Here is a 21,702-nt window from a genome sequence, read left to right as displayed (position 1 = left end):
AGCTTCCTGGGTGTGTTCCTGGGTGCGCGAGCGGATTGACACGCGGCTCTTAACATATAATGTCTTTTATCGTGAAAAAACATTTTCGCGTCAATTGTTTTTTCGCCAGAGCGCGACGCGTCTTTTTGGATGCGCGACGCAGGCTCTACAACCAAAACCAGCGTTGCGCATGATGTTTTCCGAAGCGGTACCGGTTTCATGCGCGAGAAACGCTTCACGTCGGACGCAAGCGGCGGCGCCACGGGGCAGGGATGTCGAAGAGCAACAACGTTTACAAGGATGCCTATAATCGCGGTCTGAGGCTGCTCGACGAAACCAGGAGCCTGCCTTCGGAGCCGGAGCTGGGTACGCTGCTCGGCGTCAGCCGCACGACGGTCCGCACCATCCTTGCGCGCATGGAAGAAACCGGGCTGATCGACTGGAACAAGCGCAGCAAGACGGTTCTGCGCGAACCGCGGCCGGACGATTTCTTCCCCGAGGAAGAAACCGACACGCTGGCCGAGATCATCGAGCGCTCCTTCATGCGGCGGCTGCTTGCCAGCGGTGCCGAGGCCGGCATGCAGATCAACGAGCTCGAACTGGCGCGTGAGATCGGCGTCGGCACCACCAGCGTGCGCGAATTCCTGATCCGCTTCTCGCGCTTTGGGCTGATCGAGAAGCGCCGCAACAGCCACTGGGTGCTGAAAGGCTTTACCCGCGCCTTCGCGCTGGAGCTGACCGAAATCCGCGAGATGTTCGAACTGCGCTCGGCCGCAGCCTTTGCCGCTCTGCCCGAGGACAGCCCGGTGTGGGCCGACCTCGACCGCCTGGAAGACGAGCATCACCGGCTGGCGCGCGAGATCGCCGTGCGCTTCAACGAATTCTCCGAGCTTGACGAGCGCTTTCACCGGCTGATCCACCGGGCGTCGCACAATCGCTTCATCGTCGATTTCTACGATGTCATCGCCATGATCTTCCACTATCATTACCAGTGGAACAAGGCGCAGGAGCGCGAGCGCAACGAAGTCGCGGTCCAGGAGCATCTCGCCTATATCGCCGCGCTCAAATCGCGCGATCTCGCCAAGGTTGACGCCGCCTGCCGCAAGCACCTGAAATCGGCCCGCCACACGCTGCTGACGTCGATTCCCGAGGGCAGGCAGCCGCTGCGCGCGTGATTGTGTTGCGTTGCCGCAGCAACGTTTTGGCGATTTTCCGGCCGCCAGCTCCGTGCTAGAGAGTTGACGTTGCTGCGTGAAGAGGCTGGTTCTTGACCATACGCCGGAGACGATGGAGCATGCCGGTCGCGTTCGCCGCGGCATGGCTTCTCGTGCTCCAGTCGATGTTCGGCGCGTTTGCTTCCGGCGTCGAGCCGAACGCCTCGCAATTCGATGCTTTCGGCAACACGATCTGCACCCATGACGGTGCGGCGCAACTCCCCGCCGGCGATCCGCATCAGCAGCACATGCCGGCCTGCTGCATGCTTGGCTGCAACCTCGTTTCGGCGGTCTATGCGCCGCCCGATGCCGCCGGGAGCCTGTCTCGCAGCCTCTCCGTCGAAACCATCGCCTTTATCCTGCCGGCCTTTCGGCATCGCGATTTCGCCCGCGCCCGCACTCCGTCCAATCCGCGCGCCCCACCGGCGACGGCCTGATCCGTTCTTGGTTCGCGCTGCGCAACGCTTTGCCGGCGCGTTTATCGACATCGTTCGCGACCGGCCATCGGCGCGATCCCCTAAAGTCCACGGAGCAATCATGTCTCACTCTTTTCGCGCTGCCGCATCCAGCCGCAGGCGCTTCGCACTGGGTGGTTTCGAGCAGCGTCTCGGCGTCGCCCTTTGCGTTCTTTCCCTCCTGTTCGCCAGCGCCCAGACGGTGTTGGCACATGAGTTCAAGCTTGGCGATATCGAGATCGGGCACCCCTGGTCGCGTGCCACGCCAGCCGGCGCCAAGGTAGCCGGCGGCTACTTCACCATCACCAACACCGGCAGTGCGCCGGATCGCCTGCTGTCGATCACCTCCGACATTTCGGCCAAGGCCGAACTGCACGAGATGGGCGTCAGCAATGGCGTCATGACCATGCGGCCGGTCACCGGCGGCCTCGAAATCCCGGCCGGTGGCAAGGTCGCGCTGGCGCCCAACGGCTATCATTTGATGTTCATGGATTTGAAGCGGCAGCCCAAGCAGGGCGAAATGTTCTCCGCCACGCTGACCTTCGAGAAAGCCGGGCCCGTGCAGATTGAATTCGCCGTGCAAGGCATCGGCAGCCCGGCACCCCAGGACGACTGACTTGGCCGTTTCGAGAGGTAGCATCATGAAGAAATCTCTTTTGACGGGCTGCGCGCTTTTCGTCCTCGGGACCAGCGCGGCCTTCGCCCACATCACGCTCGAAACGCCGGAGGCGGCGGTCGGCTCGACCTACAAGGCGGTTCTTCGGGTGCCGCATGGCTGCGAGGGCAAGGCGACGACCGCGCTGCGCGTGCAGATCCCGGAAGGGGTGCTCTCGGTCAAACCGATGCCGAAACCGGGTTGGACGCTGCAGGTCAAGAACGGCAAATACGAGAAGTCCTACCAGCTCTACGGCCAGGCAGTGACCAGCGGCGTCAAGGAGATCAACTGGAGCGCCGGCAGCCTGCCGGACGAATTCTACGACGAATTCGTCTTTCGCGCGACACTGGCGTCCGACCTGCCGGCAGGCCAGATGCTGCATTTCCCGGTGGTGCAGGAATGTGACGGCGTTGCCGATCGCTGGATCGAGATTCCGGCGGTCGGGCAGGCTGAGGACGCGCTGGAATTTCCGGCGCCCGGCCTCAAGCTGCTGCCGAAGAAGTGAGCTCCAGCGGCGCGCTCCATCCGAAAGAGCGCGCCGCTATCTTCGTGGCGGTGACATGAGCGCGGCATCCATCCTGCGAACGGTCTGCACAACCGGCCGGCTTGCCATCGGCCTGCTGGTTGCGATTGTGCTGCTTGCCACCATTGCCGCGCCAAACGCAGCCTTCGCCCATGCGGCGCTGGTCAAGGCCGAGCCGGCTGACGGTGCGGTGCTGGCGCAGAGCCCGTCGCAGATGTCGCTGACCTTCACCGAGCCGGTTTCGCCGCTGCTGCTGACGCTGGTGCGGCCCGACGGCACGTCGATCCCGCTGAGCTCCTTCCGGCTCAGCGGCCAGACCGTCGAGATCGACAATCCGCAAACGCTCGGATCTGGCACGCATGTGCTGAGCTGGCGGGTAATCTCCGCCGACGGGCATCCGGTCGGCGGCTCGGTGCTGTTCTCGGTCGGTGCGCCGAGTGCCGCGCCGGCCGCCTCCGAAGCCGTCGACCGGGGGCTTCGAACGGCGATCTGGATCAGCAAGGTTTTTCTCTATATCGGCCTGTTTTTCGGCGTCGGCGGTGCCTTTGCGCTGGCCTGGCTGGCGCAAGGCGGCCGATCCGGCCAGCGCCTGATCGTCGCTGCGATCCTGTGCGGGCTGGCCGCCGCACTCTTGTCGCTCGGTTTCCAGGGGCTGGATGCACTCGGCGCGCCGCTTGCCCGGCTGGCGCAGCCGGTCATCTGGCAGACCGGGCTCGGCACCAGCTTCGGCTGGACGGTGCTGATCGCGCTGATGGCGCTCGGCCTTGGCCTGTTATCGCTGGTCGTGTCGCCCGCCGACGCAAAGCCGCTGGCCTTGGCCGGACTGGTTGGTGTCGGCGCAGCACTTGCCGCCAGCGGCCATGCCAGTGCCGCCGAGCCGCAATGGCTGACCCGGCCGATGGTGTTTCTGCACGCCACCGGTATCGCGATCTGGGCCGGGGCGCTGGCGCCGCTTGGCGTTGCCTTGAAACGGCAGCCGGACAAAGCCGGGCCGTTGCTGCGCCGGTTTTCGCGAGCGATCCTGTTCGTCGTGGCGGTGCTTGCGGCAGCCGGCATCGTGCTCGCCGTCATCCAGGTGCAAACGCCGTCGGCGCTGGTCCATACCGCTTACGGCCGGCTGCTGCTGCTCAAGCTGGTGCTGCTCGTCTTTCTGTTCACGCTCGCCGCGGTCAATCGCTTGAAGCTTACGGCCCCGGCTGAGGCAGGAAATACGGAAGTCCAGCGGCGGCTGGCCCGCTCGATCGGCATCGAGGTGCTGATCGTGCTGACGATCTTCGGCGTTGCCGCCGGCTGGCGGTTCACGCCGCCGCCGCGCGCGCTGGCGATCGCCGCGGCACAGCCGGCATCGGTGCATATCCACACGCTGCAGGCGATGGCCGACCTCAGCATTGTGCCCGGCCATGCCGGGCCTGTTGCCGCTTCGATCTTCATCATGACCGGCGATTTCGGCCCGCTCGACGCAAAGCAGGTGACGCTGGTGCTATCAAAGCCCGATTCCGGCATCGAACCCATCAAGCGCCCGGCGACGAGGCTTGGCGACGGCACCTGGCGCGTCGACGATCTCGTCATTCCGGTTGCCGGCCGGTGGACGGCGCGGCTCGATATCCTGGTCTCGGATTTCGAGATGGTGAAGATAGAGGCGCCGATCGACATCAGGCCGTGACGAGAGCGCTGGTCCACGCAACACAATTCGGCGAGGCGGTTGACGCGGCCACGAACCCCCGTCAATCATCGCCATCAAGAATGGGCATCCAACCCAATCGCGGGCTCAAACCAACAAGATCCGAAAGCAGGGAAGAAACGATGGAAAAAGCCGAAATAGGCCTGATCGGCCTTGGCACGATGGGCTCCAACCTGGCGCTCAATATCGCCGAGAAGGGGCACCGCATCGCCGTCTTCAATCGCACCGCGGCGCGCACCGATGCCTTTGTCGAAAATGCCGGCGCGCTCAGGGATAGGGTGGTGCCCTGCTACAGCCTGGAGGAACTGGCCGCCGCGATCCGGCCGCCGCGGCCGATCATCATCATGGTGCTGGCCGGCAAGCCGGTCGACGAGCAGATCGCGGCATTGCGCGGCGTGCTGTCGGCAAACGACATCGTCATCGACGCCGGCAATGCCAATTTCCGCGATACGATGCGGCGTTTCTCGGAGCTTACCGATTCGGGCCTGACTTTCATCGGCATGGGCGTGTCCGGCGGCGAGGAGGGCGCACGCCACGGCCCCTCGATCATGGTCGGCGGCACCGAAGAGTCATGGAAGCGCGTCGAAAAGGTGCTGACCGCGATCTCGGCCAAGTTCAAGGGCGAGCCTTGCGCGGCGTGGCTTGGCACCGACGGCGCCGGCCATTTCGTCAAGACCATCCACAACGGCATCGAATATGCCGACATGCAGATGATCGCCGAGATCTACGGCATATTGCGCGACGGGCTTGGCATGGGGCCGAAAGAGATCGCTGAGGTGTTTTCGCAGTGGAACACGGGCCGGCTCAATTCGTACCTGATCGAGATCACCGCCAAGGTGCTGGCCGCCGACGATCCAAAGACCGGCAAACCGGTGGTCGACATCATCCTCGACCGCGCTGGCCAGAAAGGCACCGGCAAATGGTCGGTGATCGAGGCGCAGCAGCTCGGCATCCCGGCCACCGCGATCGAGGCGGCAGTGGCGGCACGCGTGCTGTCGTCGATCAAGGACGAGCGGCTTGCCGCCGAAAAGGTCTATGGCGGCGGCGTGAGCAAGATTTCCGGAGACAGGGACGCCCTACTCGGCGATCTCGAGCTGGCGCTGTTTGCCGGCAAGATCGCCGCCTACGCGCAAGGCTTCGCGGTGATGAGCGGCGCGTCGAAGGAATTCAACTGGAACCTGCCGATGCCGGTCATCGCCAAGATCTGGCGGGCCGGCTGTATCATCCGCTCGCAATTGCTGGATACGATGGCGGAGGCCTTCGGCGCCGGCGGTGCGGCCACCAACCTGCTGATGGCGCCGGCTTTCGTCTCGTTGATGCAGGAGGCACATCCGTCGCTTCGCCGTATCGTGGCAAGGGCGGCCGAAGCCGGCTCGCCGGTGCCGGCCCTGTCATCCGCACTTGCCTATTTCGACAGTTACCGGCAGGGCCGCGGCACTTCGAACCTGATCCAGGCGCAGCGCGATTTCTTCGGCGCGCACGGCTTCGAGCGCATCGACGGGCAGGGCGCCTTCCATGGCCCGTGGGGCAGCGGCGCGGCGGGTTAGCGCCGCGACTTGGACCTAGAGTCCAATTTTGCGGTTGCCAGAAAGCAGACATCTCCAGCGACCAACTGGGTGTCGGGTCGCGCCAGGAACCTGCTATGCCGGTAGAGACGATTGACGGTCTCATCGGTATCGGCGGAGCCGCGAATCTGTGGTAAGCCGCCGCTCAATCAACCAAAGGACGACACCTGTGAGCGAACCGACCGTGGCCCAGGCGACCGAAAGTATCTATGCCTCCCTCCGGGCGGACAATGCCGACATCGACGCACATATCGCGACGCTTAAAGCGGCGCTGACACGAGAAGGGATAAAACAGGCGGTGTTCGATCCGACCAAGTTGGCGCAGAACAACCGCTCGGGGCGCAAGTTGATGCAGGCCTATTTTCGGCAGCGCGGCGTGAGCGTGAGGTTTTCGGACTAGTAGAGCCGCGCGCGGGTGATCTCAAGCGCGCCGTTGGGAGTTCTCGGGCCGGTCCGGCGGTTCGCAAGTTGGACGTCGGGACTGCGCCTAATGTCGGCCATTGAGGTCTCCTTCGTCGCTTCCCGAAAGCAGACATTCGGCTCGTGCGGGATGATGTCCGGGTTTGGCCCAAAGCGGCCGTCGAGAACTGGGCAACTCCGTTCCGTACGAGGCACTCCGATCCAACTCCGTCGTGTCGTCCCCTACTTCGGTCAGTCGCGCCCAAGCATCCTAATCGAGTTCGATGATGCTGCAGCCATAGGCGGGGAGCCTCATGCGGCCTGCCTTCATCTGCGCGTCGCCGAGCAGATCGGTGCCCTTTGGAATATTCGGCACGTCTGCCGGCTCGCCCAGCGTGTTGAGGATGAACAGCAGGCGGCGGTCCTTGCTCTCGCGGATGGTCGCTTCGACGCCGGCCGGCGTGTCGGCGATGAGCGGCACGATGCCGGCGGGCGCCAGCACCTGATCGGCCAGCACCTCGACCAGAGCATCGCTGAGGTACGTGCCGAGGTAGATCACATTGCCCTTGGCGACTTTGCGCGACGTCATCGCGGCTTGGCCCTCGGCGAAGCGGCTGGCCCAGCTGCCGATAACCTCCGTGCCGGGCGCGACGTTAAGCAGCTCATAAAGATGCGCCGCCGTCACCTGCGCATTCCCGATCTTGAGCTCGTATTGGCGGCTCGCCGACGTCGCCGGCAGCTTCTTGCGCACCGTGTTGGCGCCGAAGCGGCCGCCATGCTCGAACATCCCCTCGCCGCCGATCGGCGTCAGCAACCCGAACTCCTCGACCGTGATCCCGGCCAGCGCCGAGAGCCTCTTGCCCGGCGAGGTGTCGCGGATGACGTGGTTGTTAACGTCGCGTGATCCGGTGCGGCCTCCCAGGATTACCGTTCCACCCGCCTTAGCGAAGGCCTCGATCCGCGCCGTCCACGCATCGGTCCATTTCAGCCAATGCGGCACGTAGAGAGCCTTGAGCTTACTGAGATCATCCTCGGGATGGATGAAGCCGCAGGCGATGTTGTGGCGGTAGCAATAGCGGTGCAGCAGCGTCGCATCGTCCTGCGGGCTCGGCATGCCGATGGGGTAGGAGCGGTGCATCTCCTGATTGTCGAAATCTGATCCGGCGATGCCCAAATCCATGCGCACATGCGTGCCGAGGATCTTGTCCTTGAGCGCCGTGACCTCACCCGCAAATTGCTTGGCCTCGTCATAGCGCCGCCGCGGGATGTCGTCGTGATCGATGATGCCCATCCAATAGATCTCGGCGCCGAAATGCGCCGGCCGCCAGCGGAAGAACATCACGCCATCGGCGCCGCGCGCCACTGACGTATAGGCCATGCGGCGCATCTCGCCGGGTTCGGGCGTCAGCGTCGAGAAGTTCGGCTGCGCACCGAAGCCCGATTGCTGCTCGGGCACAATGAAGTTGCCGGTGAAGCCGCGGCAGATGTCGAGATGCAGCGCCTGCGCCTCGCCGACGCCGCCGACCCGCTGCATCTCATCATAGAGATGCGGGTAGATGTCGAAGCCGAGAAAATCAAGATCGGTCGAGAACTCGCCGCGGAAGTCGATGTCGTCGATCCGCCCCAGATTGTGGAAGACGAACCAGTCTGGATTGGTGGCGCGCAGGATCAGCACCTGATCGTGCTGGAACCGCGCCGTGACGAAGGCGAGGAAGCGGTGATAGTCGACCACATGGGTCGGCCCGACCGGGGCAGGGGCGTAGTCGAGGGGCAGCACCACTTGATCGAAATCGTCGTAGGCGGTGGCCCAGAAATGCCCGCCCCACGCATCGTTGAGCGCGGCGATGGTCTTGTACTTGTCCTTGAGGAAGGCCTGGAACTCGGCCAGAGTCACCGGACCGTAGGACAGCGATCCAGAGGTATTGAGCTCATTGTCCGTCTGCCAGCCGATGATGTGCGAATTGCCGCGATAATGCTGGGCCATCGCTTTAGTGATGCGCTTCGAATGCTCGCGGAACACTCCGCTCGCAAGATTGGCGTGCTGGCGCGAGCCATGGCTCATGGCGCGGCCATTGGCATCGACGCGCAACACTTCGGGATAACGCGCCGTCAGCCAGCGCGGCGGCGTCGCCGTCGGCGTGCACATGATGGTCTTGATGCCAACCTTGCCCAGCACATCTATGGCGCGGTCGAACAAACCGAAGTCGAACGTCCCCTCGTGCGGCTCGATAATATGCCAGGCGAATTCCGCAAGTCGCACCGCGTTGAAGCCCGCGGCTGCCATGCGGTCGGCGTCGCGCTGCCAATAGCTCTCATCGACATGCTCCGGGTAATGCGGGGTACCGACGAGGAAAGTGTCGGTCGCGATCGGCCGCCAGACAGAGAGCGGCGCGGATTTCGAGGCAGTCGTCATAGTCGGAAAACTCCAGGCGATAGTCTATTTGATGGCGCCGGCGGTGAGGCCGCCCTGCCAGAACCGCTGCAGCAGCAGGAACACCACGATGACCGGGATGATGCTGACCAGCGCGCCGGTGATGATGATCGAGAACAGCACCTGTCCGCCGCCACCGCCCTGCTGCGCGAGCTGATACCAGGTCGCAAGGCCCACCGTAATCGGCTGATATTCCGGCGTGCGCAGCACGATCAGCGGCAGGAAGTAATTGTTCCAGGTCCCGACGAACGAGAGCAGCGCCACGGTCACTATGCCCGGCGCCACCAGCCGCAGCACGATGGCGCGGAAGATCACGAACTCGCCGGCGCCATCGATACGCGCTGCGTCGAGCAGTTCGTCGTCGACGCCCTGCTCGATATAGACGCGCATCAGATAGACGCCGATCGGCGAGATCATCGAGGGCAGGATCACGCCCAGGGGATTGTCGCTGAGTCCCGAAAGCGCCAGCAGCAGGAAGGTCGGTACGACGAGGGCCGTCTGCGGGATCATCACAGCGCCCAAGACCAGCGCAAACAGCAGATTGCGGCCGACGAATTTGAACTTGGCGAACGCATAGCCTGCCGCGGTAGCAAAGATCGCGGCACCGAGCCCGGCGACGGTGGAATAGAGCACGCTGTTGAACATCCAGCGCACGAAGACGCCGTTGTCGCGCACCAGAAGATCGCTCAGATTCTGCCAGAGGTTGAACTCGGTGCCGAAGCCGAAGCCGAACGTGGTGAACAGGTCGCCATTCGTCTTCGTTGCCGATAGGACCAGATAGACCAGCGGCATGAAGCTGTAGAGGAGGAACAGTGACAGCAGCAGCGTGAGCATGATCCGCGAGCGCCGCCGTTCGCCGGGCCGGCGCTTGGCAGCTTCGAAAGTGGCGATGTCGGTGGTCGCAGTCATCATTGCTCCGGCCGACGGCGGTTGGCGATCAGGGTGAAGATGTAGGAGGCCCCGGCGATCACGACGCCAAGCACGAACGAGACGGCGGCCGCATAGCCATACTGCTGGTTCGAAGTCGCCAGCGAATAGGCATAGAGGTTCGGCGTGTAGCTCGAATTGATGGTGTTTCTGGCGAGCGCGCGCATCAAATATGGCTCATTGAACAGCTGCAGTGTGCCATTGATCGAAAAGATGATGGTGAGCAGGATCGCCGGCCACAGCAGCGGCAGCTGGATCATCCGCGCAAATTGCCAGGGCGAGGCGCCATCGACCCGCGCGGCCTCGGCGAGGTCCGACGGGATCGCCTTCAGCGCGGCGTAGTAGATCACCATATTGTAGCCGACATATTCCCACGTCACGATATTGGCCAATGAGAAGATCATCACGCCCGGCGACAGGAAGTCCGGCGGCGGCAGGTTGAACGCCTTGGCCATCTGCGTGAACGGGCCGAAGGTGGGGCCGTAGAGATAACCCCAGATGATCGTCGCGATCACGCTCGGCACGGCGTAGGGGAGGAAGAAGCCGAGCCGGAAGACGCCCTTGGCATAGACCTGCCCACGATCGAGCACGATGGCGAACAACAGCGCCATGCCCAGCATGATCGGCATCTGCACGATGCCGAACAAAACAAGGTTCCCCACGCCGCCCCAGAATTTGGCGTCGCCGGTGACCTTGATGTAGCTGGCTGCACCCGCGAATTGCCGTCCGCCCACCAGCGTGTCGCGGTAGAGGCTCATATAGAACGCATAAACCAGCGGCGCGACGATGAAGGCGATAAACAGCAGCACGAAAGGCGCCAGGAACACATAGGGCGCGAGCTTTCGTGACGTAAAACCGCTCGATCGCGCTGGGCGCGTCGCTGCGGCTGGCGAATTCGACAATGCCCTGGTCCCCCGTCCGGCAAGATGAAGAGATCGGGCGCGCCGATCAAGCGCGCCCGGCCGTTGCCCGGGAGAAGTCAGGCTACGGTGAAGCCTTGTTCCTTCGCGTAGGTGACCACGGCGTGCTGGATGCGGTCGAACGCATCCGACAGCGTGCCCTTGCCGCCGATCGAGGCGCCGAATTCATCGGACATCGACTGGTACAAGAAGCTCTGGAACGGGCTCCACTCAAATGGCGTCACAGCATTCGCCGATTTGGCGAACACTTCGTTCACCGCCTGGCCGCCGTAGAAATCCATCTTGTTGCCCGCCCATTCCGGGCTAGACAGCAGCGCGGAGGTACAGGGGAAGAAGAATTGCTTGGTGGTGTAGAGCTTTGTGGCTTCGGGATTCGTGGTCAGCCAAATCGCGACTTCGGCGGCCTCGGGCAGATGCTGAGTCGCTTTCATCACGGCCAGCGCTGAGCCACCCCAATTGCCGGTCGCGAACTTGCTCGTGTCCCACTGCGGCAGATCGGCGGCACGCCACTGGCCCGCGCTGGTCTTGGCGAACGAAGTCAGGAATACTGGACCCCAGCCCGCAGTGAGCCAGGTGGCATAGCGGCCCGTGTCGAGGCCGGTGTACCACTCATTGTTGAACCCCGGCTTGGTCTCGATGACACCCGCGGTAATAAGGTCCTGCCAATAGGCGGCGAAGTCCTTGGAAATCTTGTCGTTGATGTTGATCGCGAGCTTGTCGCCATCGCGGCTGACCGGCTTCCAGCCCATCGGCCACAGCAGAGCAGTGACCCAGTCGCCTGAGCTGAACAGCGCGTCGGTGATGAACACATTCGGATCGGCCGCATGGATCTTCTTGGCCGCATCGGCAAACTCGGCCCAGGTGGTGGGCGGCGTGATCCCCTGCTTGTCGAAGACGTCCTTGCGATAGAGCATCGCCATCGGACCGGTATCCTGCGGCATGGCGTTGACCACATCGCCCTTGGCGACCTGCTTCCACGTTGCTTCGGGGAACTCGCCCTTATGGGCATTGGCGTACTGGCCGATGTCGGCGAAGGCGTCGACCTGGCGGAAGCTCTCGAGGTGCTGGTATTCGATTTGGACGACGTCGGGCAGGCCGCTGCCCGCCTGCAGGCCCGCACGGACCGCCTGATACTCCGGGTCGCCCTGGCCGGGATTCACGAGTTCGATCTGGATGCCCGGATGCGCGGCGTTGAACATGTCTACCTGAAGCTGGAGATTCGGCACCCACGACCACACAAGCACCTTGACGGGCTCGGCACCGCGAACTGCCGCAGGCAGACCCGCTACCGCAACGCTCGCACCCGCAACTTTCAAGAAGTCACGACGTTGCATCATCCGCCCAAGCGGATTGAAAATCTTCGTCATTGAAGTCCTCCCACGAAAGATACGCTCCCACACGATGCAGGGCGCAGTTTTTCTTTCAGTTAGAAACTTAATGCCGACATACAGTCGCTGTCAATCGCGATCGATTGATCTTCAGTCGGCCATCACGAGGCTGTCGGCAGGGTTGAGGGTCGTCGCATCGAGCACCAGACGCACCGCTCCAAGCACGATGTCGCGGTGCCCCAGCGCGCCTATCACGAGGCGGGGCGGGTCGTATACATTGCCCTTGAGGCGATGCCGCAGCACATCGAGCACCAGATCACCGCCGCCGACGACCCGGCCCGCCAGTACGATGATTTCGGGGTTCATGAAGGCTGCAACACTGCCCACCGCCATCGTCGTATAGTCGAGCAGTTCGGTCACGACTGGCGCGATTTTGCCCGCCTGCCGGTCGGTGACGGCAGCCAGGGTGAGCTTCCCCGCCGCATACTGCGTGTTGGCCTCTTCGAGCATCTTGGTCGCCTGTTCGGGGATGCCGAAAAAGCGCAGCGATTGCTTGTCGCCCAGATGTTCGAACGGCCGCCCGGTGAGGAGGGGGTCATCGAGATACCAGCCGAGCTCGCCCGCCGCATGTGAGTGCCCGCCATAGAGCTTGCCGTCGATGACGACGCCCGCGCCGGCGCCGGGCCCGATCGAGAGGCTCACGACGCTGTCGGCGCCACGCCCGGCCCCGAACCCCCATTCGCCCACGGCGGCGAGGTTGCGCCCGTTCTCGACGACGATGGGCATCTGAAAATGTTCGCTGAGCCGCGCCCGCAACGGCATGTCGCGCCAGCCGAGCCCGAGCGTCAGCACCACTTCGCCCTCCGGCTGCCTGACGATCGAGGGCAGGCCAATGCCGATGCCGCGAATGGTCTGGCCGCGCGGGCTGGGGGCCGCCATCAGCCGGCGGATCAGGCCGACCAGCTTCTCGAAATTGCGCTCGCCATCATCGTCGGCGGTCTCGTGCATTTCTGTCTGCACGACGCCTTCGAGATTGGCCACGGCGCCATAGAACTCGCCCTTGCCGGCCTCGATGCCGATGATTGCATGCGCCGCGCCGCGGAACTTGATGCGTGCCCGGGGACGGCCCCGGACATTGGCCTCGTCAAACCCGTCATACGCCACCAGATCCTCGGCAATCAGATCCTCGATCACGCGCATCACCGTGGGCAGGCTGATGTTCAGCCGCTCGGCGAGGCTCGATGGCGAAATCACCCCTTCGGTGCGGATCAAATCCACCACGGCCGAACGATTGAGACGGCGTAACAGGCTCGACGTCGTGGGCTGGCGCTTCATTCATGGACCAGTTGCAAAAGGCCGGCGGACCGGCAACGAGCGTCGGCATAGACCAGAACCGTGCTAGAGTCCGCCTTTTTCTAATTACGCCGAACGTCAGTTGTCGCTCCGCAGTGAAAGCTACCGCGGCAGCCCATTCGTTGATTACGGCGATCCGTGGCGGGCGCCCAAGCCCTCCGGAGTCACTGTTTCTCGTGCAAATAACTGACTCCGGTTGCTTCAATCGGTTACGAGCTCGTCCGCCTTTGGCGCGGAACCAACATCAATGACCGCTTTTGGCGCAAAGCGGCCCGCACTACGCTGGACGCAACGGTCGGCTTTCTTGCCAGTCATCCTGAAAGCTGCCAGGCCGTTAACGGCCCAAGGCTGCCAGTCAACAGCGCGCATTTTGCAGCCAAGTGGAATCACTGGCGTTGCAGAAATGCGGCTAAGACAAATAGATCGAGCCGGATGCCAGTTTCAACGAGCCGGATGCAAGTCCCAGTCTAAACGTATCCCGCTCTAGTCGGGGCGGCGATAGGCCTGCACTTCGCCCGGCTCGCTCAGGCTTTGCAGGGTGCCGGGTGCGGCGCCGCCGATCCAGCCCAGCACCGAGCGGGCGAGCTCGGCGCCGGCCAGCCGGAAGTTCTCGTTGACGACCAGCAATTCGCTGCGAAACAGGTGCAGAAGCTCCGACGATTGTTTGGACACCACATCGACATCGCGGCCGAGCTTGAGACCTGCGTCTTCGATGCCGGCGACGATGGCGAGCGTCGCGGCGGCGGCGCTGCTGATGAAACCATCCGGGCGGTTTTCGCGGCGCATCAGCTGCGCCGTCCGCATTCTGATCTGCTCAATCGAATGATCGATCGAAACGGTGTTGAACGGGATCTCGCTGGCGCCGACCTCGCTCAGCGCATCGGCAAAGCCGGCGAGCGTGTGGCCGTGATAGGTCAGCTCGACAGGCGGCGCCAGCAGAGCCAGCCGGCGGCGGCCGAGGCCGGCCAGATGACGCACTGCCTCGGCTGCGAAAGCGTAATTGTCGAAATCATGATAAGGATGGATCAGCCCCATATCGGTGCGACCGTGCGTGGCAAAGGGGATGCCGCGCTCCAGCATATAACGGGCCCTCGGATCGTTTGGCTGTGTGCGCGAAATGATGACGCCGTCGGCTGAACCGGTTTCCACGAGGTAGCGGATCGGGTCGAGCGGATCCTGCGAGCGCGAGTAGGGCGTCACGATCAAATGATAGGGCGTGTCGGCAATGACTTCCGAAACGCCGTAGATGATGTCCGAGACAAAGCTCATGATCTCGTGCTCGGTGTTGAGCACCAGGCTGATGACATTGGTCTTGCCGGTGCGCAGGCGTACGCCGGCACGGTTGGGCCGATAACCGATCTGCTTGGCGACAAGCTGGACGCGCCGCCTGGTCTCGGCGCCGATCTCGGGCGCGTCCTTCAGCGCGCGCGACACGGTGGTGACGCCCAGCCCGGTCATGAAGGCGAGCGTCTTCAGTGTCGGCCGGCCCTGGCCCGACGCTTCGTCGGCCTTTTCTTTTTGATGCCTGTTCATTCACCCCGCCCCGTCAGGCGCATAACAGTAGCCGGACAGCCCGGCAATCGGCCGGCCGCGGGTTCGCCGCGCGCCTTCACCGAATGAAACCGCTATATACTGAAACGTTACAGATTGTCACGACCATCGCCACATCACTGGTGACAGAGCAGAACGAGCGGTGCTGCAATCGGCGCAAAACCGTGATTGGAACGGGCTTTTTCGATTTTTTGGCGTCGCAGCATTCTATTTTGCAGTGCAACCCCTCTTGTTGCGATGCGGTAGGCCGGCGAGCCGCGCGATTTTATTCGCGCTTCGAAAAAACTTGATGCCACCTTCGCCTGAGGGGTTGCGCGCCTCAAGCAATTGCCGTATCGAAAATCTGTAACGTTTCAGATTCTGGGAGGAACGAAATGCGATACCAACTCATGACTGCTGCGCTGGCTGCGACGGTCGCGCTGCAATTCGCCGGCCCCGCGGCCGCGACGGATCTGGAAGTCACCCATTGGTGGACCTCCGGCGGCGAGGCGGCAGCGGTCGCCGAACTCGCCAAGGCTTTCGACGCAACCGGCAATCATTGGGTGGACGGCGCTATCGCCGGCTCCGGCGGCACGGCGCGGCCGATCATGATCAGCCGCATCACCGGCGGCGACCCGATGGGCGCGACCCAGTTCAATCACGGCCGGCAGGCGGAAGAATTGGTGCAGGCCGGGCTGATGCGCGACCTCACCGATCTCGCCACCAAGGAAAAGTGGACGGAAATCGTGCACCCGAAGAGTCTGCTCGACGGCTGTACCCTCGACGGCAAGATCTATTGCGTGCCGGTCAATATCCACTCCTGGCAGTGGCTGTGGCTGTCGAATGCCGCCTTCAAAAAAGCCGGCGTGCCGGTGCCGAAGAACTGGAATGAATATGTCGCTGCGGCGCCCGCTCTTGAAAAAGCAGGCATCCAGCCGCTCGCGGTCGGCGGCCAGCCCTGGCAAGCCTCCGGCGCTTTCGACGTGCTGCTTGCGGCGGTCGGGGGCACCGACGCCTTCCTCAAGGTCTACAAGGACAAGGACGCGGAATTCGCCGCCGGGCCCGAAGTCGCCAAGGTCTTCAAGGCCGCGGACGACGCCCGCAAGATGGCGAAGAACACCAATGTGCAGGACTGGAACCAGGCCACCAACCTGGTCATCACCGGCAAGGCCGGCGGCCAGATCATGGGTGACTGGGCGCAGGGCGAGTTCCAGGTTGCCGGTCAGGTCGCCGGTAAGGACTATACTTGCCTTCCGGGCCTCGGTCTCAACGAGATGATCGCCACCGGCGGCGACGCTTTCTACTTCCCGCTGCTGAAGGATCCCGAAAAATCGAAGGCACAGGAAGTGCTGGCCCACACGCTGCTCGATCCCAAGACGCAGGTCGCCTTCAATCTCAAGAAGGGTTCGCTGCCGGTGCGCGGCGACGTCGACCTCAAGGCGGCGAACGACTGCATGAAGAAGGGCCTCGAAATCCTCGCCAAGGGCAATGTCATGCCCTGGACCGATCAGCTGCTTTCGCAGGATACGCAGAAGCAAAAGGAAGATCTTTTCTCCGAGTTCTTCGCCAAGCAGGACATGACCGTGGAAGATGCGCAGAAGCGCTTCGCCGCCATCGTCGGTTCGGCCGATTGAGCGATCGACCAACCGCCTCACTCCCGCCCCTGCGAGCGCAGGGTCGGGAGCTCGGGTCAAGGCCTCTTGACCCTCCGGCCCTTACCCGATCCAGCGCGGCTGTGCAGATGAGCAAGAGCGAACGCCCTAGCCAACTCTTTCGCAACCTCAATGCGAAAATCGCCTCGATCCCAATGATCTTCACCGCGCTGGTGATCTTTGTCGGCGGCACCGTCTGGACGGTGTTCTATTCCTTCACCAATTCCAAGCTGCTGCCGCGGCTGCATTTCGTCGGTCTCGACCAGTACTACCGGCTGTGGGCAACGCCGCGCTGGCTGATCTCGATCGAGAACCTGCTGATCTACGGCGTGCTGTCGCTGGTGTTCTCGCTGGTCATCGGCTTCCTGCTTGCGGCCCTGCTCGACCAGAAGATCCGGTTCGAGGACACGTTCCGGACCATTTTCCTCTATCCCTTCGCCCTGTCCTTCATCGTCACCGGTCTCGTCTGGCAGTGGCTGCTCAATCCCGAGTTCGGTGTCCAGGCAGTGGTGCGCAGCCTCGGCTGGACGAGCTTCAGCTTCAATCCGCTCTATGATTCCAGCATCGTCATCTACGGCATATTGATCGCCGCTCTCTGGCAAGGCACCGGGCTCATCATGTGCCTGATGCTGGCCGGCCTGCGTGGCATCGACGAGGATATCTGGAAGGCCGCGCGAGTGGACGGGATACCGACCTGGAAGACCTATCTGTTCATCATCATACCGATGATGCGGCCGGTCTTCATCACCACGCTGGTCATCGTCGCCTCCAACATCGTTCGCGTCTACGACCTTGTCGTCGCCCAGACCAGCGGCGGGCCTGGTATCGCCTCCGAAGTCCCGGCCAAATATGTCTATGATTACATGTTCTTCGCCCAGAACCTCGGTCAGGGGTTCGCCGCCTCGACGATGATGCTGCTGTCGGTGATCATCGTCATCGTGCCGTGGGCCTATCTCGAGTTCGGAGGCAAGAAGCGTGTCTGACCAAGCCGTTTCATTGCCCGCCATTGCCGCCGCCGGCGGGCTCGAAGCCTACGGGCCGAGCGGACCGAAGCCGCGCCACACATTCTCGCGCCGTAACATCTTCCTCTACGGCACGCTGATCGTGGTGGCGCTCTACTATCTTTTGCCGCTCTACGTGATGGTGGTGACATCGCTCAAAGGCATGCCCGAGATACGCCTCGGCAACATCTTCTCGCCGCCGATGGAGATCACCTTCGAGCCGTGGGTCAAGGCCTGGTCGAGCGCCTGCACCGGGCTCAACTGCGACGGGCTCTCGCGTGGCTTCTGGAATTCGGTGCGCATCACGATCCCGTCGGTGATCCTGTCGATCGCGCTCGCCTCGGTGAACGGCTATGCGCTTGCCAACTGGCGCTTCAAAGGCGCCGACACGTTCTTCATCATCCTGATCGTCGGCGCCTTCATCCCTTACCAGGTGATGATCTATCCGATCGTCATCATCCTGCGCGAAGTCGGCCTTTACGGCAGCCTCAGCGGCCTGGTGATCGTCCATTCCATCTTCGGCATGCCGATCCTCACACTCTTGTTCCGCAACTACTTTACCTCCATGCCGGAGGAGCTGTTCCGGGCAGCGCGTGTCGACGGCGCCGGCTTCTGGGGCATTTATTTCCGCATCATGCTGCCGATGTCGCTGCCGATCTTCGTCGTCGCCATCATCCTGCAGGTGACCGGCATCTGGAACGACTTCCTGTTCGGCGTCGTCTACACCCGCCCCGACACCTATCCGATGACGGTGCAGCTCAACAACATCGTCAACTCGGTGCAAGGCGTGAAGGAATACAACGTCAACATGGCAGCCACCATCCTGACCGGCCTGGTGCCGCTGATCGTCTATTTCCTGTCCGGAAAATTGTTTGTGCGCGGCATCGCCGCCGGCGCGGTGAAAGGGTGATGGCGATGAACGCAAACGGCAGCATTGCGGTAAACGGCAGCAAGGGGGCAAACGGCACCAGCGTCTCGATCCAGAACCTGTCGCTGAATTTCGGCGCGATATCGGTGCTGCAGACGCTCAACCTCGATGTCGCCGAAGGCGAGTTCATCGTGCTGCTCGGCCCGTCCGGCTGCGGCAAGTCGACCCTGCTCAACTGCATTGCCGGGCTGCTCGACGTTTCCGAAGGCCGCATCTTCATCAAGGGCAAGAACGTCACCTGGGAAGAGCCCAAGGATCGCGGCATCGGGATGGTGTTCCAATCCTACGCGCTCTATCCGCAGATGACGGTGGAGAAGAATCTGTCGTTTGGGCTGCGCGTTGCCGGTCTCGCCAAGGACGAGATCGCCAAGCGCATCGCCCGGGCCGCCGAGATCCTGCAGATCGAACCGCTTTTGCATCGCAAGCCGGCGGCCCTGTCCGGCGGCCAGCGCCAGCGCGTGGCGATCGGGCGCGCACTTGTGCGTGATGTCGACGTCTTTCTGTTCGACGAGCCGCTCTCCAACCTCGACGCCAAGCTGCGCGCGGAATTGCGCGTCGAAATCAAGCTGCTGCATCGCAAGCTCGAGAACACCATGATCTACGTCACCCACGACCAGATCGAGGCGATGACGCTGGCCGACCGTATCGCGGTGATGAAGGGCGGCGTCATCCAGCAGCTCGATGCGCCGCAGACCATCTATAACCGGCCGGTCAACCGGTTTGTCGCCGGCTTCCTCGGCTCGCCGGCGATGAACTTTCTCGACGGCAGACTGGAGCAGGCGGCAGGCGACTGGCATTTCGTCGCCGAGGATGTGCGGATACCGCTTGCCACCTATGCTTTCGAGAAGGACCCGGTGCCGGGGCCGGCCGTGTTCGGCATCCGCCCCGAGCACGTGGCGTTCAACAGCGGCACGGGATGGCCGTTCGCAGCCACGGCAAATGTCGAGGTCGTCGAGCCGATGGGTTCCGACACGCTGGTCTGGCTGAAGCTCGCCGGCCAGAATTTCACGGTGCGGGTGACAGCCGAGCGCACGCCAAACAACGCCGAGGCGGTCGGCATCGGTTTTGATCCGATGCGCGCTTCGCTTTTCGACGCCGCCACCGGTAGCCGCCTCTAGAGCATGATTTAGCCTCCCAAGACTCTTCCATCCCAAAAGACCCATCCATCCCCCCAAAGACTCATCCCCCAAGACTAACCATCCCAAGAAACGGACAGAGACGATGAACTGGTCATTCCAACTTTACAGCGCCCGCAATTTCCAGCCCTGGGAGGGCGTGCTCAAAATGCTGGGCGAGCTTGGTTACAGCCAAGTCGAAGGATTCGGCGGCGTCTATGACGATCCCAAGGCGTTCCGTGCCGAGCTCGACAAGAACGGCCTTGCCATGCCGACCGGGCATTTCTCGATCGACGCGCTCGAGAAGGATTTCGACGGCGTGCGCAGGACGGCCGACGCGCTCGGCATCACGCTGCTCATCTGCCCCTTCCTGAACGCCGAGTTCAGGCCGGCCGACGCGGCCGGCTGGCGCGGCTTCGGCGAACGCCTGGCCAAGGTCGGCGAGACGGCCAAGAAAGCCGGCTATGGCTTTGCCTGGCACAACCATGATTTCGAGTTCAAGGCGCTTGCCGACGGCTCGGTGCCGCAGGACCATGTCCTGTCTTCCGCGCCCGACATCGGCTGGGAGATGGACGTCGCCTGGGTGGTGCGCGGCGGCGTCGATCCGCTGCCCTGGATCGAGAAGCACGGCAAGCGCATCGTCGCCGTCCACGTCAAGGACATGGCCAAGCCGGGCGAGGGCCTCGACGAGGACGGCTGGTCGGATGTCGGCCACGGCACCATCGACTGGCCCGGCCTGATCAAGGCGCTGCGCGCCAAAAGCGCCGCAAAATACTACGTCATGGAACAGGACAACCCCAACGACATCGAGCGCTTCGCCCGCCGCTCGATCGCAGCTGCCAAGACCTATTAGGAGCACACCAGCATGGCAACAAAACTTGGCATCGGCGTCATCGGCTGCGGCAACATCTCGAAGGCGTATTTCTCGCTGGCGCCGCTGTTTCGCGGCATCGAGATGCGCGCCTGCGCCGACATCAACATGGAAGCGGCGAAAGCGCGGGCAAAGGAGTTCAAGCTGCGCGCCGAGACCGTCGAGGGGCTGCTCAAGGCCGACGATATCGACATCATCGTCAACCTGACCATTCCGGCGGTGCATTACGAGGTGTCGAAGCAGATCCTCGATGCCGGCAAGCACGTCTATTCGGAGAAGCCCTTCGTGCTGTCGGTCAAGGAAGGACTCGACCTGAAGAAACGGGCGGAAAACAAGGGGCTGCGCATCGGCTCTGCCCCCGACACCTTCCTCGGCGGCGCGCACCAGCTTGTCCGCGACCTGATCGACACCGGCAGGCTCGGCAGGATCACCAGCGGCACCTGTCATGTGATGAGCCATGGCATGGAGCATTGGCACCCCAATCCGGACTTCTTCTTCCAGCCGGGCGCCGGGCCGGTGCTCGATATCGGACCCTATTACATCACCAATCTGATCCAGTTGATCGGGCCGGTGAAGCGGGTCGCGGCCTTCGCTTCGATCCCGATGACGGAACGCATCATCAGCTCGAAACCGCGCGCCGGCGAAAAGATCCCGGTCTCCACGCCGACGACGATCCATGGCGTGCTGGAATTCGAGAACGGCGCCGTGGTGACGCTCAACACCAGCTGGGATGTCTGGAGCCACGGCCATGCGCCGATGGAGCTCTATGGCGAGGCGGGCACGGTGTTCGTGCCGGATCCGAACTTCTTCGGCGGCGAAGTGCGCTACACCGAAGCCGCCAAGCCGGTGAAGAAGCTGCCGAAATGGCGGCATCCGTTCGGCGTGCCCAACGAGATGCATTCACAAGGCATGATGGCCAACTACCGCACCGCCGGCCTTGCCGACATGGCGATCGCGATCAGGGAAGGCCGGCCGCATCGCTGCTCGATGGAACTGGCGCTGCATGCCGTCGACGTCATGACCGGCCTGTTGCGCTCGGGCGAGACCGGAAAGTTCGTGGCCATGCAGACCAGCTGCGAGCGGCCCGCGGCACTCGGCGTCAAGGCGGCGAAGGAGCTGCTGGCGAAGAAGAAAACGAAGTAGGCGGCGCACCTCCCAAGCACCGCAAAAGCCTC

19 protein-coding genes are annotated in these 21,702 nt (G+C 63.1%); 13 read left to right on the top strand and 6 right to left on the bottom strand.

Features of this window, described 5'->3' with window-relative positions:
• The first annotated feature begins 251 nt into the window (after nt 1-251).
• The 7 genes from NKG60_RS28835 to NKG60_RS28805 all read left to right on the top strand — a co-directional run bounded on the left by NKG60_RS28835 (nt 252) and on the right by NKG60_RS28805 (nt 6,472).
• The gene (locus NKG60_RS28835) at nt 252-1,154 is read left to right on the top strand and encodes a GntR family transcriptional regulator (protein WP_352713961.1); all 903 of its coding nucleotides are present in this window, start codon (nt 252-254) and stop codon (nt 1,152-1,154) included.
• Between the two features lie 119 nt (nt 1,155-1,273).
• The gene (locus NKG60_RS28830; protein ID WP_352668712.1) at nt 1,274-1,630 is read left to right on the top strand and encodes a DUF2946 family protein; all 357 of its coding nucleotides are present in this window, start codon (nt 1,274-1,276) and stop codon (nt 1,628-1,630) included.
• 100 nt (nt 1,631-1,730) lie between these two features.
• Entirely contained in the window at nt 1,731-2,264 is a 534-nt protein-coding gene (locus NKG60_RS28825; protein ID WP_352668710.1) for a copper chaperone PCu(A)C, read from the top strand.
• Between the two features lie 25 nt (nt 2,265-2,289).
• On the top strand, nt 2,290-2,808 hold the full coding sequence (locus NKG60_RS28820; protein WP_352863991.1) for a YcnI family copper-binding membrane protein: 519 nt from the start codon (nt 2,290-2,292) through the stop codon (nt 2,806-2,808).
• Between the two features lie 55 nt (nt 2,809-2,863).
• Nucleotides 2,864-4,489, top strand: a complete 1,626-nt coding sequence (locus NKG60_RS28815; protein ID WP_352863989.1) for a copper resistance CopC/CopD family protein — start codon at nt 2,864-2,866, stop codon at nt 4,487-4,489.
• Nucleotides 4,490-4,629: 140 nt separating this feature from the next.
• A complete protein-coding gene (gene gnd / locus NKG60_RS28810) occupies nt 4,630-6,054 on the top strand; it encodes an NADP-dependent phosphogluconate dehydrogenase (RefSeq protein ID WP_352863987.1) in 1,425 nt (474 codons plus the stop codon).
• Nucleotides 6,055-6,241: 187 nt separating this feature from the next.
• Nucleotides 6,242-6,472, top strand: coding sequence for a hypothetical protein (locus tag NKG60_RS28805; RefSeq protein WP_095488311.1), 231 nt, complete (start codon nt 6,242-6,244; stop codon nt 6,470-6,472).
• A 270-nt stretch (nt 6,473-6,742) separates the two neighbouring features.
• Here the strand turns inward: NKG60_RS28805 and NKG60_RS28800 are convergent, their stop codons facing one another.
• The 6 genes from NKG60_RS28800 to NKG60_RS28775 all read right to left on the bottom strand — a co-directional run bounded on the left by NKG60_RS28800 (nt 6,743) and on the right by NKG60_RS28775 (nt 14,963).
• Nucleotides 6,743-8,884: a beta-galactosidase gene (locus NKG60_RS28800; RefSeq protein WP_352863985.1), complete on the bottom strand. Its 2,142-nt coding sequence runs from the start codon at nt 8,882-8,884 to the stop codon at nt 6,743-6,745.
• A gap of 24 nt (nt 8,885-8,908) precedes the next feature.
• Nucleotides 8,909-9,811, bottom strand: a complete 903-nt coding sequence (locus NKG60_RS28795) for a carbohydrate ABC transporter permease (protein WP_352668700.1) — start codon at nt 9,809-9,811, stop codon at nt 8,909-8,911.
• Nucleotides 9,811-10,731 carry a carbohydrate ABC transporter permease gene (locus NKG60_RS28790; protein ID WP_352976250.1) on the bottom strand — a complete coding sequence of 307 codons (921 nt, stop codon included), beginning with the start codon at nt 10,729-10,731 and terminating at the stop codon, nt 9,811-9,813. The genes NKG60_RS28795 and NKG60_RS28790 overlap by 1 nt, the downstream gene beginning before the upstream one ends.
• A gap of 77 nt (nt 10,732-10,808) precedes the next feature.
• Nucleotides 10,809-12,116 carry an ABC transporter substrate-binding protein gene (locus tag NKG60_RS28785; protein ID WP_352668696.1) on the bottom strand — a complete coding sequence of 436 codons (1,308 nt, stop codon included), beginning with the start codon at nt 12,114-12,116 and terminating at the stop codon, nt 10,809-10,811.
• A gap of 111 nt (nt 12,117-12,227) precedes the next feature.
• Nucleotides 12,228-13,412, bottom strand: coding sequence for an ROK family transcriptional regulator (locus tag NKG60_RS28780; protein WP_352668693.1), 1,185 nt, complete (start codon nt 13,410-13,412; stop codon nt 12,228-12,230).
• A gap of 501 nt (nt 13,413-13,913) precedes the next feature.
• On the bottom strand, nt 13,914-14,963 hold the full coding sequence (locus NKG60_RS28775) for a LacI family transcriptional regulator (RefSeq protein ID WP_352668691.1): 1,050 nt from the start codon (nt 14,961-14,963) through the stop codon (nt 13,914-13,916).
• Between the two features lie 392 nt (nt 14,964-15,355).
• Between NKG60_RS28775 and NKG60_RS28770 the strand changes: the two genes are divergently transcribed.
• The 6 genes from NKG60_RS28770 (at nt 15,356) to NKG60_RS28745 (ending at nt 21,670) form a co-directional block, all read left to right on the top strand.
• Nucleotides 15,356-16,594 (top strand): ABC transporter substrate-binding protein, encoded by a 1,239-nt coding sequence (locus tag NKG60_RS28770; protein ID WP_352668689.1) that lies wholly within the window; start codon nt 15,356-15,358, stop codon nt 16,592-16,594.
• A 107-nt stretch (nt 16,595-16,701) separates the two neighbouring features.
• Entirely contained in the window at nt 16,702-17,595 is an 894-nt protein-coding gene (locus NKG60_RS28765; RefSeq protein WP_023721950.1) for a carbohydrate ABC transporter permease, read from the top strand.
• Nucleotides 17,588-18,523 (top strand): carbohydrate ABC transporter permease, encoded by a 936-nt coding sequence (locus NKG60_RS28760; RefSeq protein WP_352668687.1) that lies wholly within the window; start codon nt 17,588-17,590, stop codon nt 18,521-18,523. The genes NKG60_RS28765 and NKG60_RS28760 overlap by 8 nt, the downstream gene beginning before the upstream one ends.
• Nucleotides 18,523-19,659: an ABC transporter ATP-binding protein gene (locus NKG60_RS28755; RefSeq protein WP_352668684.1), complete on the top strand. Its 1,137-nt coding sequence runs from the start codon at nt 18,523-18,525 to the stop codon at nt 19,657-19,659. The genes NKG60_RS28760 and NKG60_RS28755 overlap by 1 nt, the downstream gene beginning before the upstream one ends.
• Nucleotides 19,660-19,762: 103 nt before the next feature.
• A complete protein-coding gene (locus NKG60_RS28750; RefSeq protein WP_352976247.1) occupies nt 19,763-20,509 on the top strand; it encodes a sugar phosphate isomerase/epimerase family protein in 747 nt (248 codons plus the stop codon).
• 12 nt (nt 20,510-20,521) lie between these two features.
• Nucleotides 20,522-21,670 carry a Gfo/Idh/MocA family protein gene (locus NKG60_RS28745; protein ID WP_352976245.1) on the top strand — a complete coding sequence of 383 codons (1,149 nt, stop codon included), beginning with the start codon at nt 20,522-20,524 and terminating at the stop codon, nt 21,668-21,670.
• Nucleotides 21,671-21,702 lie beyond the last annotated feature (32 nt).

The sequence above is a fragment of the Mesorhizobium sp. M1428 genome (assembly GCF_040317515.1).
In the GTDB taxonomy this organism is placed as follows: Bacteria; Pseudomonadota; Alphaproteobacteria; order Rhizobiales; family Rhizobiaceae; genus Mesorhizobium.
This window is presented reverse-complemented; position numbering and strand designations above follow the sequence as displayed.